Source organism: Streptomyces sp. NPDC093064 (genome assembly GCF_044754605.1).
In the GTDB taxonomy this organism is placed as follows: Bacteria; Actinomycetota; Actinomycetes; order Streptomycetales; family Streptomycetaceae; genus Streptomyces.
In genome coordinates, this window is the sequence record NZ_JBIVPK010000002.1 from 15,379 (window position 1) to 29,606 (window position 14,228).

The window sequence follows — 14,228 nt, forward strand, 5'->3', positions numbered from 1 at the left end:
GCCCCGGCTACTCCACCGCGGCCACCAGTTCCTCTTCCTCCTCGCCCTTCTGCGGCAGGGCCTCCTTGCCCGGCAGGAACACGGCCACCACGACCGCGCCGACGAGCGCGACCACGGTGCCGCACAGCGCGGTGACGTGCATGGCGTGCAGGAAGGCGTCGTTGGCCGGACCGATCAGGGCCTTGCCCTGCGGGCCGAGCTTGGCCGCGATGCCGAGGGTGGCCTCGATGGACTCGCCGGCCTTGTCGCGCAGTCCGGCCGGCAGCAGGCCGAGCTTGCCCTCGATGTCGTTGCGGTACGCCGTCGAGAGCACCGAGCCGAGGACGGCGATGCCGAGGGCGCCGCCGACCTGGCGGAAGGTGTTGCTGAGCGCGGAGGCCGAGCCGGCCTTCTCGCGGGGCAGCGCCTGCATGATGACGACGCTGGTCGGCGTCATGATGTGCGCCATGCCGGTGCCCATGAGGAAGAAGACGACCTCCAGCAGCCAGATCGGCGTGTCGGCCTCGAAGCCGGCGAAGGCGGCCAGCATGGCGGCGAGCAGGATCAGTCCGCCCGTGGTGGTGGCCTTGTTGCCGAAGCGGTCGACGACCAGCCGGGCCCGCGGCGCGAAGATCAACTGCGCGACGGCGAGCGGCAGCATCAGCACACCGGACTCCAGCGGCGAGTAGCCGCGCACGCTCTGGGTGTAGAAGACGCCGAAGAACGTCACGCCCATCAGTGCGAAGAAGACCAGCGCGATGGCGGTCATGGCGGCCGAGAAGACCTTGTTCTTGAAGTACGTGACGTCCAGGGACGGGTGGTCGCTGCGCTTTTCGTAGACCACGAAGGCCGCGAGGACGAGCAGGCCCGCCACGATCGTCGACAGCACGGTCGCGTTGGTGAAGTCGGCGAGCTCGCCGCCCCGGATGATGCCGTAGACGAGCAGGACCAGGCCGACGACGGACAGCACCACGCCGATCGGGTCGAGGCGGCCGGGCCGCGGGTCGCGGGAGTCGGGCACCAGCCACAGCATCAGCGCGACCGCGAGGATGACGATGGGAACGTTGACCAGGAAGACCGAGCCCCACCAGAAGTGGTCCAGGAGCAGACCGCCGGTGATCGGGCCGATCGCGATGGCCAGGCCGACGCCGCCCGCCCAGATGCCGATGGCCTTGGGCTGCTCCTCGCGCTCGAAGACGTTCATCAGGACGGCCAGGGTGGCCGGCATGACGAAGGCGGCGCCGAGGGCCATCAGGGCGCGGAAGGCGATGAGTTGGCCCGGCGAGCCGGACTCGGCCGCCAGCGCGGAGCCGACGCCGAACACGACGAGGCCGCCGATCAGGACCTTCTTGCGCCCGATGCGGTCACCGACCAGGCCCGAGGTGAACAACAGGCCCGCGAAGACGAGGGTGTAGGCGTTGATCGCCCACTCCAGCTCGCTCTGCGTGGCGCCCAGGCCGGTCGGGGCGGGGGTCGAGATGGTCTTGATCGCGACGTTCAGGATCGAGTTGTCGAGCACCACTATCAGCAGGCTCAGCATCAACGCGCCGAGAATCGCCCAACGGCGGCGGTGCACCGCTTCCGGAACCCGGGGGCCGTGGGCGGCACGGTCGGCAGGAGTAGTCATGGCGCCGAGCGTAGGGGCATTTCCGATACGAGACCGTCTCGTATCGCAATCCTTTACCCAGATCTTACGCCCTCCGTGCCGAGAGGTTGCGCACACGGGGCTCCTCTGGCCGCGTCCGGCACGAGGTGCCACCATGAGAGGGATCCGGGGACGCCGTAAGGGCGCCCCGAGATGACTGAAGGAGCCGTTGTCATGACGCAGCTTTCGGCTGCCCACAACAAGCCCTCCGACGGCAGCAAGGCGCTGTACGGGGGGAAGGGCACCCGCCGCATCACTGTTCGCGACATCTCCCTCGCCAAGGAACGCGGCGAGAAGTGGCCCATGCTCACCGCCTACGACGCGATGACCGCGTCCGTCTTCGACGAGGCCGGCATCCCGGTGATGCTGGTCGGCGACTCCGCGGGCAACTGCCACCTCGGCTACGAGACGACCGTCCCCGTCACGCTCGACGAGATGACCATGCTGTCGGCCGCCGTCGTCCGCGGCACCCAGCGTGCCCTGATCGTCGGCGACCTCCCCTTCGGCTCCTACCAGGAGGGCCCGGTGCAGGCACTGCGCTCGGCGACCCGGCTGGTGAAGGAGGCGGGCGTCGGCGCGGTGAAGCTGGAGGGCGGCGAGCGTTCCCACGAGCAGATCCGGCTCCTGGTGGAGTCCGGCATCCCGGTCATGGCCCACATCGGCCTGACCCCGCAGTCCGTCAACGCCATGGGCTACCGCGTCCAGGGCCGCGGCGAGGAGGCGGCGCAGCAACTGCTGCGGGACGCGAAGGCCGTTCAGGACGCGGGCGCGTTCGCGGTGGTCCTGGAGCTGGTGCCGGCCGAACTGGCCGCCGAGGTGACCCAGGTGCTGCACATCCCGACGGTCGGCATCGGCGCCGGTCCCGACACGGACGGGCAGGTGCTGGTGTGGACCGACATGCTCGGGCTGACCGGCGGGCGCGTGCCGAAGTTCGTCAAGAAGTACGCCGACCTGCGCGAGGTCATGGGCAACGCGGCCAAGGCCTTCGCGGAGGATGTGGTGGGCGGGACGTTCCCGCTGGAGGAGCACTCGGTGCACTGACCTCCAGTTGAGCCATCGCGGTACCAGGGCAGCCCCGCCGATCTTCCCCCGTCGGCGGGGCTGCCGGTTTCTTGAAGGGTGGGCCGGTGCTGCGGCTGGGGTGGGTCGGCTCACCGCGGCTACGCAGGCTGGTCGGCTGTCTGTCGGTGGGCTGTCGGCGGTTTGTCGGTGGGGGCTGGCACCGTACGGGGCATGACGCGAATCGACGACAACCCCGGCGGCGTGCCGAACGCCGTGACCGTGCGGGGGCTGGTCAAGCACTACGGCGAGACCAAGGCACTGGACGGCGTGGACCTGAACGTGCGCGAGGGCACCGTGATGGGCGTGCTCGGGCCGAACGGAGCCGGCAAGACCACCCTCGTACGCATCCTGTCCACCCTGCTCGCCCCGGACGCCGGACAGGCCACCGTGGCCGGCTACGACGTCGTACGGCAGCCCCGCCAGCTGCGCCGGGTCATCGGGCTGACCGGGCAGTACGCCTCCGTGGACGAGAAGCTCCCCGGCTGGGAGAACCTGTACCTGATCGGCCGGCTGCTCGACCTGCCGCGCAAGGAGGCCCGCGCCCGCGCCGACGAGCTGCTGGAGCGGTTCTCGCTCACCGAGGCCGCGCGGCGGCCGGCCCGCACCTACTCCGGCGGCATGCGGCGGCGGCTCGACCTCGCCGCCTCGATGATCGGGCGGCCCGCCGTCCTGTTCCTGGACGAGCCGACCACGGGCCTCGACCCCCGTACCCGCAACGAGGTGTGGGCCGAGGTCAAGGCGATGGTCGGCGACGGGGTCACCGTGCTGCTGACCACCCAGTACATGGAGGAGGCCGAGCAGCTCGCCTCCGAGCTGACCGTCGTCGACCGCGGGAAGGTCGTCGCGGGCGGCGGCATCGAGGAGCTGAAGGCGAAGGTCGGCGGGCGCACCCTGCGGGTGAAGCCGGCCGACGCGCTCGAACTGGGCCCGCTGGCGGGGATGCTCGACGAGCTGGGCATCACCGGGCTCGCCGCGACGACCGTCGACGCCGCGTCCGGCTCCCTGCTCGTGCCGGTCCTCAGCGACGAGCAGCTGACCGCCGTGGTCGGCGCGGTCACTGCGCGCGGTATCACGATCAGCTCCATCACCACCGAACTGCCCAGCCTGGACGAGGTGTTCCTGTCCCTCACCGGCCACCGCGCCAGTGCCCCGCAGGACACCGTGCCCGCCGACACCCGCGAAGAGGTCGCCGCATGAGTGCCGTCACCACGACCCCCCTGGGCTCCCCCGGCCTCAAGGCCGACGCCCGGATCCCGCTGCGCAGCCATCTGCGGCACACCGGCGCGCTGGTCCGCCGCAACCTGCTGTGGATCCGGCAGGACCCGGAGTCGATGTTCGACGCGATCCTGTTCCCGGTGATCTTCACGCTGCTGTTCGTGTACGTCTTCGGCGGCTCGATCGGGCAGTCGCTGGGCGGCGGGCAACAGCAGTACGTGCAGTACATCGTGCCCGGCCTGATGGCCATGATGGGGATGAACCTGGCCCAGAGCGTGGGCACCGGTTTCAACCAGGACTTCAACTCCGGCGTCATGGACCGCTTCCGGTCTCTGCCGATCGGGCGCGGCTCGGTGCTGTTCGCCAAGATCTCGGTGGAGCTGCTGCGGATGATGATCGCGACGGCCGTCCTGCTGGTCGTCGGCGTCCTCGTGGGCTTCGAGATCGAGAACTGGCCCGGCCTGTTCGCCGCCGTGGGGCTGTCGGCGGTGTTCGGCTCGGCGCTGATGTGGGTGTTCCTCACGCTCGGCGTGGTGATGAAGAACGCGCAGTCCGTGCAGGCGATGGGCTTTCTGGTGCTGATGCCGCTGCAGTTCGGCTCGTCCATCTTCGCGCCGCCCGGGACGATGCCGGGCTGGCTGCGGAACTTCACCGAGTACAATCCGCTGTCCGCCCTCGCGGACAGCGCCCGCGGGCTGATGGTGGGCGGCCCGGTGGCACACAGCCTGTGGTTGACGCTGGCCTGGTCGGCGGGGATCACGGCGGTGATGGCGCCGGTGGCGATCCACAAGTTCCGCACCAAGAGCTGACCGCACGGCCGCGCGCCGGTGCGGCTCAGATCAGGGCGGCGGCCTCCTGCGGGGACAGGCCGCCGCCCTCCGCGTACGCGGCCTGGTACGCCTCCTCGCCGAGCAGCGCCCGCGTGCGCGCGACGACCTCGTCGTAGACATGGCGCTCCAGGGACGAGGGGACGTGGCGGGGCGGCAGCAGGGCGTCGGCGGCGCCGACGCAGCGAGCGGCGTCCCGGGCTCTGCGTCCGCCGTCCACGCCGGCCAGGGCCGTGGCACCGATGGTCAGGTACGCCGAGCGCATATGGGGCGCGATGGCCTGGGACAGCGGGTTCTGGGCCTGCTCCAGCGCCCGGCGGGACTTGTCGAGGGCGTTCTCGTAGTCGCCGTCGGCCGCGTCCAGCCAGGCCTCCGCGCCGAGGATGAAGGCGTCGAAGACGACAAAGTGCGAGATGCTGAACTCCTCGCGCAGCAAGAGCAGTTGCTCGCGCGCTTCGGTGATACGGCGGGCCATGCCGAGCCAGCCCGCGAGGTAGAGCCGGGCGGCGGGCATGGCGTCGTTGTGGCCGTTGCGGCTCTGCTCGATGACCTCGCGCAGCAGCCGTTCGCCCTGTTCGGCGTCGCCCGCCTCCAACAGCACGCTGCCCAGGCGGGCGTTGAGGACGGCGACCTGGGCGGGGGCGCCGAGGCGTTCGGCGTGCTCGATGGCCGCCCGGTAGTCGGCGGCGGCCGGCAGGTAGGCGCCGGTGCGCTCAAGGGCCTCCGCGCGCGCGGAGAGCGCCTCGGCGGTGCCCCAGGAGTCCCCGAGGCGGCGGAAGATCTCCAGCGACTCGTCGGCGTCCCGGCCCGCGTCCCCGGCCCAGTCGGTGCGGTTGGCCAGCAGGTTGGCGCGCCACTGGAGGGCGTGGGCCAGCTCCCACTCGAACCCCGGGGTCTCGCGGCAGGTGCGTACGGCGGCGTCGGTGACCTCGCGCAGACGCTCCACGTCGCCGGTCAGCATCACCGCGAACATCCAGAGCATGCCGGGGCTGCGGCAGATCTGCGGCTGACCGGGCTGGTAGACCTCGGCGATGAGCCGCAGTTTCCGTTTCGCCTCGGGCGACTCCCAGGCCTCCAACTCGGTGTCCATGCAGGAGAGATGGATGAGGTGCAGGCCCCGGCGTGCCTCGGCGAGGACCTCGCCGGTCATCGGGGGCGGGGCGTCCGTGCACCGCTGCCAGACGGGTGCGGCGCGCCGGACCGGCTCGGTGAAGGGGTCGGGACCGAGCGCCATGATCTCGCCGCACCAGTTGCGGGCCTCGATGCGCATGTCGCGCATCTGCCAATAGCCGGCGAGCGAGAGGAGCAGGCACAGGGCCTCCTGCTCGTCGCGTACGGCGACGGCGTGGCGCAGGGCGGTGCGCAGGTTCTCGTACTCCAGCTCGAACCTGGCGATGGCCGCCTGTTGTCCGGAGCCGCGCAGCAACGGGTCGGTGGTGCGGGCCAGTTCGCGGTAGTACGTCAGGTGGGCGCGCCCGTTCTCGGTGCGGCCGCCGGCCTCGTCGAGCCGTTCCCCGGCGTACTCGGCGACGGTCTCCAGCAGCCGGTAGCGCATCCCGCCGTCGGCGGCAGGGGTGGCCACCACGAGGGACTTGTCGACGAGGGAGGCGAGGGCGTCGAAGGCGGCGGGGCCGCACACGGCCTCGGCGGCGGCGAGGTCGCAGCCGCCGGCGAAGACGGACAGCCGGCTCAGGACGTTCCGCTCCTCGGCGTCGAGCAGGTCCCAGGACCAGTCGACGACGGCCCGCAGGGTCTGCTGGCGGGGCAGGACGGTACGGCTGCCGGAGGTGAGCAGGCGGAAGCGGTCGTCGAGCCGGTCGGCGATCTGCCGTGGGGCCAGCATCCGCAGCCGGGCGGCGGCGAGTTCGATGGCGAGCGGCAGCCCGTCCAGACGCAGGCAGATCTCGGCGCAGGCGTCCGCGGTGTCCTGGTCGGCGTCGGGGCGGAACCCGGGCCGTACGGCGGCCCCGCGGTCGGCGAGCAGCCGCAGCGCGACCGGCTCGGGCAGCGGCTCGACCGGCCGCAGCACCTCGCCGGGTATGCCCAGGGGTTCCCGGCTGGTGGCGAGGACGGTGAGGTGGGGGCAGCGGGCGAGCAGCTCCTCGACGAGGCGGGCCGCCGCGTCGACGACGTGCTCGCAGTTGTCGAGCAGGAGCAGCATGCGGCGCCGGGCGCAGTGCTCCACCAGCCGGTCGACGGGGTCGTCGTGCCGCTCGGCGACCACCGCCCGCATCTCCTCGGCCCCGGCGCCGTACAGCACGGTCTCGCGGGCGCCGACGGCCGTGAGCACGGCCTCGGGCACGGCCTCGGCGTCGTCGACGGGGGCGAGTTCGGCCAGCCACACCCCGTCCCGCGGCACCGGCCGCAGGGCCTCGGCGGCCTCCTGCGACAGGCGGGTCTTCCCGGCGCCGCCCGGCCCGAGCAGCGTCACGAGACGCGCGGCCCCGAGGTCGGCCCGGATCGTCTCGATGTCGGCCTCGCGGCCCACGAAGGAGGTGAGCCGGGCGCGGAGGTTGCTCGGGGGGCGGGAGGTGACCGTCACGGGGGCCGCGGCGGGGTCCGCCTGCTCACCCCCGGCGCCGGCCGGGACGCCGGCGGCGGGCCCGGCGAGGGGTGCCGTCGCGGGGGCGGCGGTGTCCTCGGCGGCGCGCGGCCCCGACACCGTGCCGGAACCGGGCGCGGCGGTCCGGGCCCCGGCGGCGGCCGGGCCGGGCGCCTGCCGCGGCCCGCCGGCGGGGCGCGGCCCGTGCGGCCGCAGCAGTTCCCCGTGCAGCGCGCGCAGTTCCGGGCCCGGGTCGGAGCCGAGGCGGTCGGCCAGCAGACGGCGTACGTCCTCGTAGGCGGCCAGGGCCTCCGCGGTGCGGCCCGCGTCGCGCAGGGCGCGCAGGCGGAGGGTCTGGAGGGGTTCGTCCAGGGGGTGGGTGTCGCACAGGGCGGTCAGCTCGGGCAGGCTCTGCTCGGCGTACCCGAGGGCGAGGGCGGCGGTGAGGCGGGCGCGGCGCACGTCCAGGTGGCGGGTGTTCCAGCGGGCCGCCTCGGCGGTGCGGTCGGGCAGGTCGGCGAGGGCGGGGCCGCGCCACAGCGCGAGGGCGTCGTCGAGGACGACGGCCGCCTTCGCGGGGTCGCCGTCGGCCAGCGCGCGCAGGCCCTCCCCGGCCAGCCGCTCGAAGCGGTGCACGTCGACGTCGTCGGCCGCGGCGGCGAGCCGGTAGCCGCCCTCCGCGGAAGCCACCGCGTCCGCGCCGAGGGTCCGGCGCAGCCGCCCGACCAGGGCCTGGAGCGCGCCCGTGGCGTCGGCGGGCGGCTCGCCGTCCCACACCTCGTCGACGAGGACGCGCACCGGGACCGTACGGCCGGGACGCAGGGCGAGCACGGTCAGCAGGGCACGCAGCCGCGCCCCGCCGACCGGGACGGCGGTGCCGTCGGGGCGGAGCACCTGCGTGGTGCCGAGGATGCGGTAGCGCACGGGGTCCATTGTCTCCGGTGATGTCACGGCCGGTCACGGGATTTCGGCGGCGCGGCGCCCGGTCGGTCCCGGAACCCGCGGCCCGGGGCGGGACGTTCTCCCCGTGTGCCCGGTACGGTCGGGCTCGCCGGACGAACCGTACGAGCACAGGAGCCGTCCCCCATGACGTCCGTCACCACCCACCGCGGCGACCGCCGGATCAGCCCCGTCTTCCTCGGCATCCTGGCCGTCACCGCGGTCGCGGGCTGGGCCGCCTGGACCGGATTCCACCCGATTCCGGCCCGCCCGGGCCTGTCGGTGTTCCTGTTCGTGACCGCGGCCTGGGTCGTCTCGCTGTGCCTGCACGAGTACGCGCACGCGCGCACCGCGCTGCACAGCGGTGACGTCACGGTCGGCGCCAAGGGCTACCTGACACTGAACCCGCTGAAGTACACGCACGCCGTGCTGAGCATCCTGCTTCCGCTCCTGTTCCTGATCATGGGCGGGATCGGGCTGCCCGGCGGCGCCGTGTTCATCGAGCGCGGCCGGATCCGGGGCCGCTGGCGGCACAGCCTGGTCTCGGCGGCGGGACCGCTGACGAACGCGCTGTTCGCGGTGGTGTGCACGGCGCCGTTCTGGCTCGACGCGCTGGACGGCGTGCCCCGCGAGTTCCGGTTCGCGCTGGCCTTCCTCGCGCTGCTCCAGGTGACGGCGGCGATCCTGAACTCCCTGCCGGTCCCGGGCCTGGACGGCTACGGCGTCATCGAGCCCTGGCTGTCGCAGGGCGTCAAGCGCCAGGTGCAGTCGATCGCGCCGTTCGGCGTGCTGCTGGTCTTCGCGCTGCTGTTCCTGCCGTCGGTCGGGAGCGCCTTCTTCGACATGATCCACGCGATCCTGGGTCACTTGGGCGTCGGGTACCTGGACCAGGCCTGCGGCGGGGACCTGTACCGCTTCTGGGACAGCCCCAGCGCGTTGTGCACGGTCAACCGGTGACGGAGCGGTCCTGCCCCGTCCGGCCGCGGCGGGCGTAGTACCAGGTCATGTTGGACGACAGCCCGGCCAGCAGGATCCACACCACCCCGAGCCAGCTGCCCTGGACGAAGGAGACGACGGCCGCGGCCACCGCGAGCACGCAGACGATCAGGGCGTAGAGGGCGAGTCGCCGGGCCGGGCTGGACGGGGGCGAGGGCTGCATGGCGGTCGGCTCCTGTCGGGGGGCACTGCTTCGAGCGTGGCGGAGGCCTCCGTGCGGAAGCGTCCGGCAACAGTGTCCCCCATCGGCTCATACGTCCGTGATGCGGAGTCCCGCGTGCGCCTTGTAGCGGCGGTTGACCGAGATCAGGTTCGCGACCAGCGACTCCACCTGGTGGGCGTTGCGCAGCCGCCCGGCGAAGACGCCCCGCATGCCGGGGATGCGGCCGGCCAGCGCCTGGACGGTCTCCACGTCGGCGCGCTCCTCGCCGAGGACCATCACGTCGGTGTCGATCCGCTCGATCCCGGAGTCCTGGAGGAGGACCGCCGACAGGTGGTGGAAGGCCGCCGTCACCCGCGAGTCCGGCAGCAGGGCCGCGGCCTGCTCGGCGGCGCTGCCCTCCTCCGGCTTGAGCGCGTAGGCGCCCTTCTTGTCGAAGCCGAGCGGGTTGACGCAGTCCACGACGAGCTTGCCGGCCAGTTCCTCGCGCAGGGCCTCGAGGGTCTTGCCGTGGCCCTCCCACGGCACGGCGACGATCACGATGTCGCTGCGGCGCGCGGTCTCGGCGTTGTCGGCGCCCTCGACGCCGTGCCCGGTCTCCTCGGCCGCCGCCCGGGCCCGCTCGGCGGCACGCGAGCCGATGATCACCTTCTGCCCGGCGCGGGCGAGCCGGTAGGCCAGGCCCTTGCCCTGCGGACCGGTTCCCCCGAGCACGCCCACGATCAGCCCGGAGACGTCGGGGAGGTCCCAGGGGTCCTTGGCGGGGGCCTTGTGTGCACTGTCGCTAGAGGTCATGCGCCGACTCTACGTCCGCGGCCCCCGCTGCCGCCGGGTCCCCCGGAAGAGCGAAGGCGGACCGAAGTCCGCGCCGGCCCTGACTGTTTGCGGCAGGATGCGCGCGTATGGACGCCGTACGGGTCACGTTGCTGCGCGAGGTGCTCGCCGGAACGGAGTGGCTGGGGGCCACCCGGCGGTTCGCCGGGGTGCTGCGGGGGGCCGTGGTGTCGCACGGGGGCGGGCTGCTGCTCGTGGGCACACCGGAGGACGAGCCCTGGCATCTGGCGGCGCATCTGGTGGACGAGGCCGCCTGGTCGGGCACCCCGGAGCTGGCCCCGACGCTCGTCCGGCACGCCCCGCGCCCCGCGGACCGGGAGCACCTGGCCGTGGGTCTGGGGCGGCTGGCGGCGGCCCGGCGCGGCGAGACGCTGCTCGTGGTGGCCCCGGAGGAGCCCGCCCCGCTCCTGGAGCGGGTGCACGAGGCCCGGCGGGCCGGAGCGACGGTACTGGCCCTGGGCTCCGGCGGGGGCGAGCTGGAGGCGATGGCGCACGAGACGCTGGCGGTGCCGCCTGGGGCCGAGCTGGACCTGGACACCGTGCAGCACCTGGTGAGCGCGGCGGCCGGGGAGAACGCGCTGCCGGCTCCGCGCGGCCGCGGCCGCTTCCGGGACCGCCTGTCGCGGCTGACGGACCTCCTGACGGCGCCTCCCCCGCCGCGCTGGTAGCGGGGCGCACGGAAAACCGGTTGCCGCCGGCCCTCCGCCTGCCGACGATGGCCCCTCGTGACCGACGACTCCCCCGCCCCTGTCTCCGGCCTGCGGGCCGTGCTCCCCGACCTCGCCCCCTGGAAGGCCTCACGCGACTTCCGGCGGCTGTGGGTGTCGGGCCTGATCTCGAACTTCGGCAGCTTCCTCACCTTCGTGGCGCTGCCGGTGCAGTTGAAGGAGCTGACCGGTTCGGCCGCGGCGGTGGGCGCGCTCGGGGCCGTGGAGCTGGTCCCGCTGATCGTGTTCGGGCTGTACGGCGGGGCACTCGCGGACGCGCTGGACAAGCGCCGGCTGATCGTGTGGACCGAGGTCGGGCAGGGGCTGCTCAGCGCGGCGCTGCTGGCCGGGGCGCTGCTGCCGCACCCGGCCGTGTGGCCGCTCTACGTGATCGCCGCCCTCTGTGCCGCCCTGACCGCCGTGCAGCGGCCCGCGCTGGACTCGCTGTGGCCGCGGATCGTGGCCCACGAGCACCTCACAGCGGCGACCGCGCTCAACTCCCTGCGCTGGACGGTCGGCGGGGTGGCGGGTCCGGCCGCGGCGGGCGTGGTGGTGGCGTACGCGGGCCTGTCCTGGGCGTACGCCGCGGACGTGGTGACGTTCGCGGTCTCGGTCGTCCTGGTCGTGCGCATCGCCGCCCAGCCGGCCACCCACGAGGCCGCGAAGCCGTCCCTGCGGGCCATCGCCGAGGGCGCCCGGTACGCCTGGGGCCGCAAGGAGCTCCTGGGGACGTACGTGGTCGACCTGGCCGCGATGTTCCTGGCGATGCCGCTGGCCGTGCTGCCCTTCCTCGCGGACGAGTTGGGCGCGCGCTGGGCGCTGGGACTGATGTACGCCGCCGTGCCGCTCGGCTCGCTGCTGGTGAGCCTGACCAGCGGCTGGACCTCCCGGGTGCACCGGCACGGGCGGATGGTGGTGCTGGCGGCGCTGCTGTGGGGGCTGGCGGTGGCGGCCGCCGGTGCCGTGGGCAACGTGTGGCTGGTGCTGCTGTTCCTGACCGTGGCCGGCGGCTGCGACATGGTCAGCGGGGTCTTCCGGGGCGCCATGTGGAACCAGACGATCCCGGACGCGCTGCGCGGCCGGCTCGCCGGGATCGAGTTGCTGTCCTACTCGGCGGGCCCGCAGCTCGGGCAGGTCCGCTCGGGCGGGTTCGCCGCGTGGTGGGGCGTACGGGCGTCGGTGTGGTCGGGCGGGCTGCTGTGCGCGGGCGCGGTGGGGCTGCTGGCGCTGTGCCTGCCGGGGCTGATGCGGTACGACGCTCGGACGAACGAGCACGCGGTGCGGCTGCGCGAGGACCGCGCGGCCGCCGCCGTGCGCGCGGCCGCGTGATCCCTGTGATCGGCGCCTTCGGGCCTGATCAGCCCCCGCTGCCCTCCTCGGTCCCGCCTGTCGGCGCGTCGTGCCAGCGGGGGTCGTTCTCCCACTGGAGGTTGCGTTCGCGGGCGGTGTCCATCGCGTGCTGGGCCTCCTCGCGGGAGGCGTACGGGCCGAACCGGTCCTTGGCGGGACACTCGGGCCCCTCCTCGACCTTCTTGTGCTCCAGGCAGTAGTACCACTCGCCCGGCTTTCCGACGGTCCGCTTCTTGAACAGGGCCATGACCAGCTCCTCTCGCCACGGACATGTTCCCCCATCGCCCCCGGATAGACTCGCCGACATGTCTGGCCAGTCGTTGCTCGTCCCCGGGGAGCTGTCCCCGCCCCGTTCCGTGCCCGGAAACATCCGCCGCCCCGAGTACGTCGGCAGGCCGACGCCGAAGCCGTACGCCGGGCCGGAGGTGCAGACGCCGGAGACCGTCGAGGCGATGCGGCTCGCCGGGCGGATCGCCGCGCAGGCGATGGCGGAGGCGGCGCGGCACATCGCGCCCGGCGTCACCACGGACGAGCTGGACCGGGTGGCGCACGAGTTCATGTGCGACCACGGTGCCTATCCCTCCACGCTCGGCTACCGCGGCTTCCCCAAGTCGCTGTGCGCCTCGGTCAACGAGGTCATCTGCCACGGCATCCCGGACTCGACCGTGCTGCGGGACGGCGACATCGTCAACCTGGACGTGACGGCGTACATCGGCGGGGTGCACGGGGACAACAACGCGACGTATCTCGTGGGTGACGTGGACGAGGAGAGCCGCCTGCTGGTGGAGCGCACCCGCGAGGCCCTCAACCGCGCGATCAAGGCGGTCCGCCCCGGGCGGCAGATCAACATCATCGGCCGGGTCATCGAGTCGTACGCCAAGCGGTTCGGCTACGGGGTGGTCCGGGACTTCACCGGTCACGGCATCAACACGTCGTTCCACTCCGGGCTGATCGTCCCGCACTACGACAGCCCGCACGCCACGACGGTCATCCAGCCCGGGATGACCTTCACGATCGAGCCGATGCTGACGCTGGGCACATACGAGTACGACGTCTGGGAGGACGGCTGGACGGTCGTCACCAAGGACCGCAGGCGCACCGCCCAGTTCGAGCACACGCTGGTGGTGACGGAGACGGGGACGGAGATCCTGACGCTGCCGTAGCACCGCGCCCGCTTCGGCTGTGGCCCGCTCCCTTCGGGGGCGGGCCTTTCTTACATGCTCATGTGTCCGTTTGGCCGGAATTCGAAGTACAGTTTTCCCGACAGCGTGTCGGTAAACCCATTGACTTAGGTAAGGCTTACCTTAGAGGATGGCCACATGGATTCCTTCTCGACGCTCATCCGCACCGCCTCTCACGAGCAGCACACGGAGGCGGAGACCTCGACCTTCATGAGTGATCTGCTCGGCGGCCGGCTCGACGTGGACGCGTACGCGCGGTACACCGAGCAACTCTGGTTCGTGTACGAGGCGCTGGAGGACGGGGCCGGACGGCTGGCGTCGGATCCGGTGGCGGGCCCGTTCATCCGGCCCGAGCTGTTCCGGTTGGCTGCGCTGGAGCGGGACCTGGAGCATCTGCGCGGCGCCTCCTGGCGCTCGGAGGTGAGCGTGCTGCCCGCGACCGAGGCGTACGCGGCACGGGTGCGCGAGTGCGCCGAGCGGTGGCCGGCCGGCTACATCGCCCACCACTACACCCGCTACCTCGGCGACCTCTCCGGCGGCCAGATCATCCGGGACAAGGCGGAGAAGACGTGGGGCTTCACCAAGAGGGGCAACGGCGTCCGCTTCTACGTCTTCGAGGAGATCCCCAACCCGGCCGCGTTCAAGCGGAGTTACCGCGAACTCCTGGGCACCGTCAACGCCGACGACCTGGAGAGGCAGCGGATCGTGACCGAGTGCAAGAAGGCGTTCTCCTTGAACACGGCGGTCTTCCACGCCCTGGGCGAGGAGTTCCCCCTGTCGGCATGACCCCG

The 14,228-nt window shown here is 72.7% G+C and carries 13 protein-coding genes; 8 read left to right on the forward strand and 5 right to left on the reverse strand.

Annotated features, from left to right (window positions below; translation table 11 throughout):
* Nucleotides 1-7: 7 nt before the first annotated feature.
* Nucleotides 8-1,606: an MFS transporter gene (locus ACIQFZ_RS02955; protein WP_365426810.1), complete on the reverse strand. Its 1,599-nt coding sequence runs from the start codon at nt 1,604-1,606 to the stop codon at nt 8-10.
* 192 nt (nt 1,607-1,798) lie between these two features.
* Here ACIQFZ_RS02955 and panB point away from each other — a divergent pair, with 192 nt between their 5' ends.
* From panB to ACIQFZ_RS02970, 3 genes are all read left to right on the forward strand, one after another.
* Entirely contained in the window at nt 1,799-2,665 is an 867-nt protein-coding gene (panB, locus tag ACIQFZ_RS02960; RefSeq protein WP_383057492.1) for a 3-methyl-2-oxobutanoate hydroxymethyltransferase, read from the forward strand.
* Between the two features lie 192 nt (nt 2,666-2,857).
* Nucleotides 2,858-3,883, forward strand: coding sequence for an ATP-binding cassette domain-containing protein (locus tag ACIQFZ_RS02965; RefSeq protein WP_383057493.1), 1,026 nt, complete (start codon nt 2,858-2,860; stop codon nt 3,881-3,883).
* The gene (locus ACIQFZ_RS02970) at nt 3,880-4,710 is read left to right on the forward strand and encodes an ABC transporter permease (protein WP_141361456.1); all 831 of its coding nucleotides are present in this window, start codon (nt 3,880-3,882) and stop codon (nt 4,708-4,710) included. Before ACIQFZ_RS02965 ends, ACIQFZ_RS02970 begins: the two co-directional genes overlap by 4 nt.
* A gap of 25 nt (nt 4,711-4,735) precedes the next feature.
* On the opposite strand, the gene ACIQFZ_RS02975 is transcribed toward ACIQFZ_RS02970, so the two are convergent.
* The gene (locus ACIQFZ_RS02975) at nt 4,736-8,203 is read right to left on the reverse strand and encodes an AfsR/SARP family transcriptional regulator (RefSeq protein WP_402690611.1); all 3,468 of its coding nucleotides are present in this window, start codon (nt 8,201-8,203) and stop codon (nt 4,736-4,738) included.
* Between the two features lie 153 nt (nt 8,204-8,356).
* Here ACIQFZ_RS02975 and ACIQFZ_RS02980 point away from each other — a divergent pair, with 153 nt between their 5' ends.
* A complete protein-coding gene (locus ACIQFZ_RS02980) occupies nt 8,357-9,166 on the forward strand; it encodes a site-2 protease family protein (protein ID WP_365429800.1) in 810 nt (269 codons plus the stop codon).
* Here ACIQFZ_RS02980 and ACIQFZ_RS02985 read toward each other — a convergent pair.
* Both ACIQFZ_RS02985 and npdG read right to left on the reverse strand, forming a co-directional pair.
* Complete coding sequence (locus tag ACIQFZ_RS02985) at nt 9,156-9,368, reverse strand: hypothetical protein (RefSeq protein ID WP_361409183.1); 213 nt, start codon at nt 9,366-9,368, stop codon at nt 9,156-9,158. The genes ACIQFZ_RS02980 and ACIQFZ_RS02985 overlap by 11 nt on opposite strands.
* A gap of 87 nt (nt 9,369-9,455) precedes the next feature.
* Nucleotides 9,456-10,160 carry an NADPH-dependent F420 reductase gene (gene npdG / locus ACIQFZ_RS02990; protein ID WP_361409180.1) on the reverse strand — a complete coding sequence of 235 codons (705 nt, stop codon included), beginning with the start codon at nt 10,158-10,160 and terminating at the stop codon, nt 9,456-9,458.
* Nucleotides 10,161-10,267: 107 nt separating this feature from the next.
* Here npdG and ACIQFZ_RS02995 point away from each other — a divergent pair, with 107 nt between their 5' ends.
* Together ACIQFZ_RS02995 and ACIQFZ_RS03000 are read left to right on the forward strand one after the other, a co-directional pair.
* Nucleotides 10,268-10,867, forward strand: a complete 600-nt coding sequence (locus ACIQFZ_RS02995) for a hypothetical protein (protein ID WP_361409178.1) — start codon at nt 10,268-10,270, stop codon at nt 10,865-10,867.
* A 57-nt stretch (nt 10,868-10,924) separates the two neighbouring features.
* Nucleotides 10,925-12,235, forward strand: coding sequence for an MFS transporter (locus tag ACIQFZ_RS03000; protein ID WP_365774520.1), 1,311 nt, complete (start codon nt 10,925-10,927; stop codon nt 12,233-12,235).
* Between the two features lie 28 nt (nt 12,236-12,263).
* On the opposite strand, the gene ACIQFZ_RS03005 is transcribed toward ACIQFZ_RS03000, so the two are convergent.
* Nucleotides 12,264-12,503 (reverse strand): hypothetical protein, encoded by a 240-nt coding sequence (locus ACIQFZ_RS03005; protein ID WP_365429795.1) that lies wholly within the window; start codon nt 12,501-12,503, stop codon nt 12,264-12,266.
* Nucleotides 12,504-12,561: 58 nt separating this feature from the next.
* Between ACIQFZ_RS03005 and map the strand changes: the two genes are divergently transcribed.
* On the forward strand, nt 12,562-13,419 hold the full coding sequence (map, locus tag ACIQFZ_RS03010; protein WP_365429793.1) for a type I methionyl aminopeptidase: 858 nt from the start codon (nt 12,562-12,564) through the stop codon (nt 13,417-13,419).
* Nucleotides 13,420-13,575: 156 nt separating this feature from the next.
* Nucleotides 13,576-14,223, forward strand: a complete 648-nt coding sequence (locus ACIQFZ_RS03015; protein WP_402690467.1) for a heme oxygenase (biliverdin-producing) — start codon at nt 13,576-13,578, stop codon at nt 14,221-14,223.
* The last annotated feature ends 5 nt before the right edge of the window (nt 14,224-14,228 follow it).

Bases quoted from the DNA above. Each gene is read 5' to 3' on its own strand.
- ACIQFZ_RS02985 (WP_361409183.1), bottom strand. From the start codon at position 9,368: ATGCAGCCCTCGCCCCCGTCCAGCCCGGCCCGGCGACTCGCCCTCTAC.
- map (WP_365429793.1), top strand. From the start codon at position 12,562: ATGTCTGGCCAGTCGTTGCTCGTCCCCGGGGAGCTGTCCCCGCCCCGT.
- ACIQFZ_RS02980 (WP_365429800.1), top strand. From the start codon at position 8,357: ATGACGTCCGTCACCACCCACCGCGGCGACCGCCGGATCAGCCCCGTC.
- ACIQFZ_RS02955 (WP_365426810.1), bottom strand. From the start codon at position 1,606: ATGACTACTCCTGCCGACCGTGCCGCCCACGGCCCCCGGGTTCCGGAA.
- ACIQFZ_RS03005 (WP_365429795.1), bottom strand. From the start codon at position 12,503: ATGGCCCTGTTCAAGAAGCGGACCGTCGGAAAGCCGGGCGAGTGGTAC.
- ACIQFZ_RS02995 (WP_361409178.1), top strand. From the start codon at position 10,268: ATGGACGCCGTACGGGTCACGTTGCTGCGCGAGGTGCTCGCCGGAACG.
- ACIQFZ_RS03015 (WP_402690467.1), top strand. From the start codon at position 13,576: ATGGATTCCTTCTCGACGCTCATCCGCACCGCCTCTCACGAGCAGCAC.
- ACIQFZ_RS02970 (WP_141361456.1), top strand. From the start codon at position 3,880: ATGAGTGCCGTCACCACGACCCCCCTGGGCTCCCCCGGCCTCAAGGCC.
- npdG (WP_361409180.1), bottom strand. From the start codon at position 10,160: ATGACCTCTAGCGACAGTGCACACAAGGCCCCCGCCAAGGACCCCTGG.
- panB (WP_383057492.1), top strand. From the start codon at position 1,799: ATGACGCAGCTTTCGGCTGCCCACAACAAGCCCTCCGACGGCAGCAAG.
- ACIQFZ_RS02975 (WP_402690611.1), bottom strand. From the start codon at position 8,203: ATGGACCCCGTGCGCTACCGCATCCTCGGCACCACGCAGGTGCTCCGC.
- ACIQFZ_RS02965 (WP_383057493.1), top strand. From the start codon at position 2,858: ATGACGCGAATCGACGACAACCCCGGCGGCGTGCCGAACGCCGTGACC.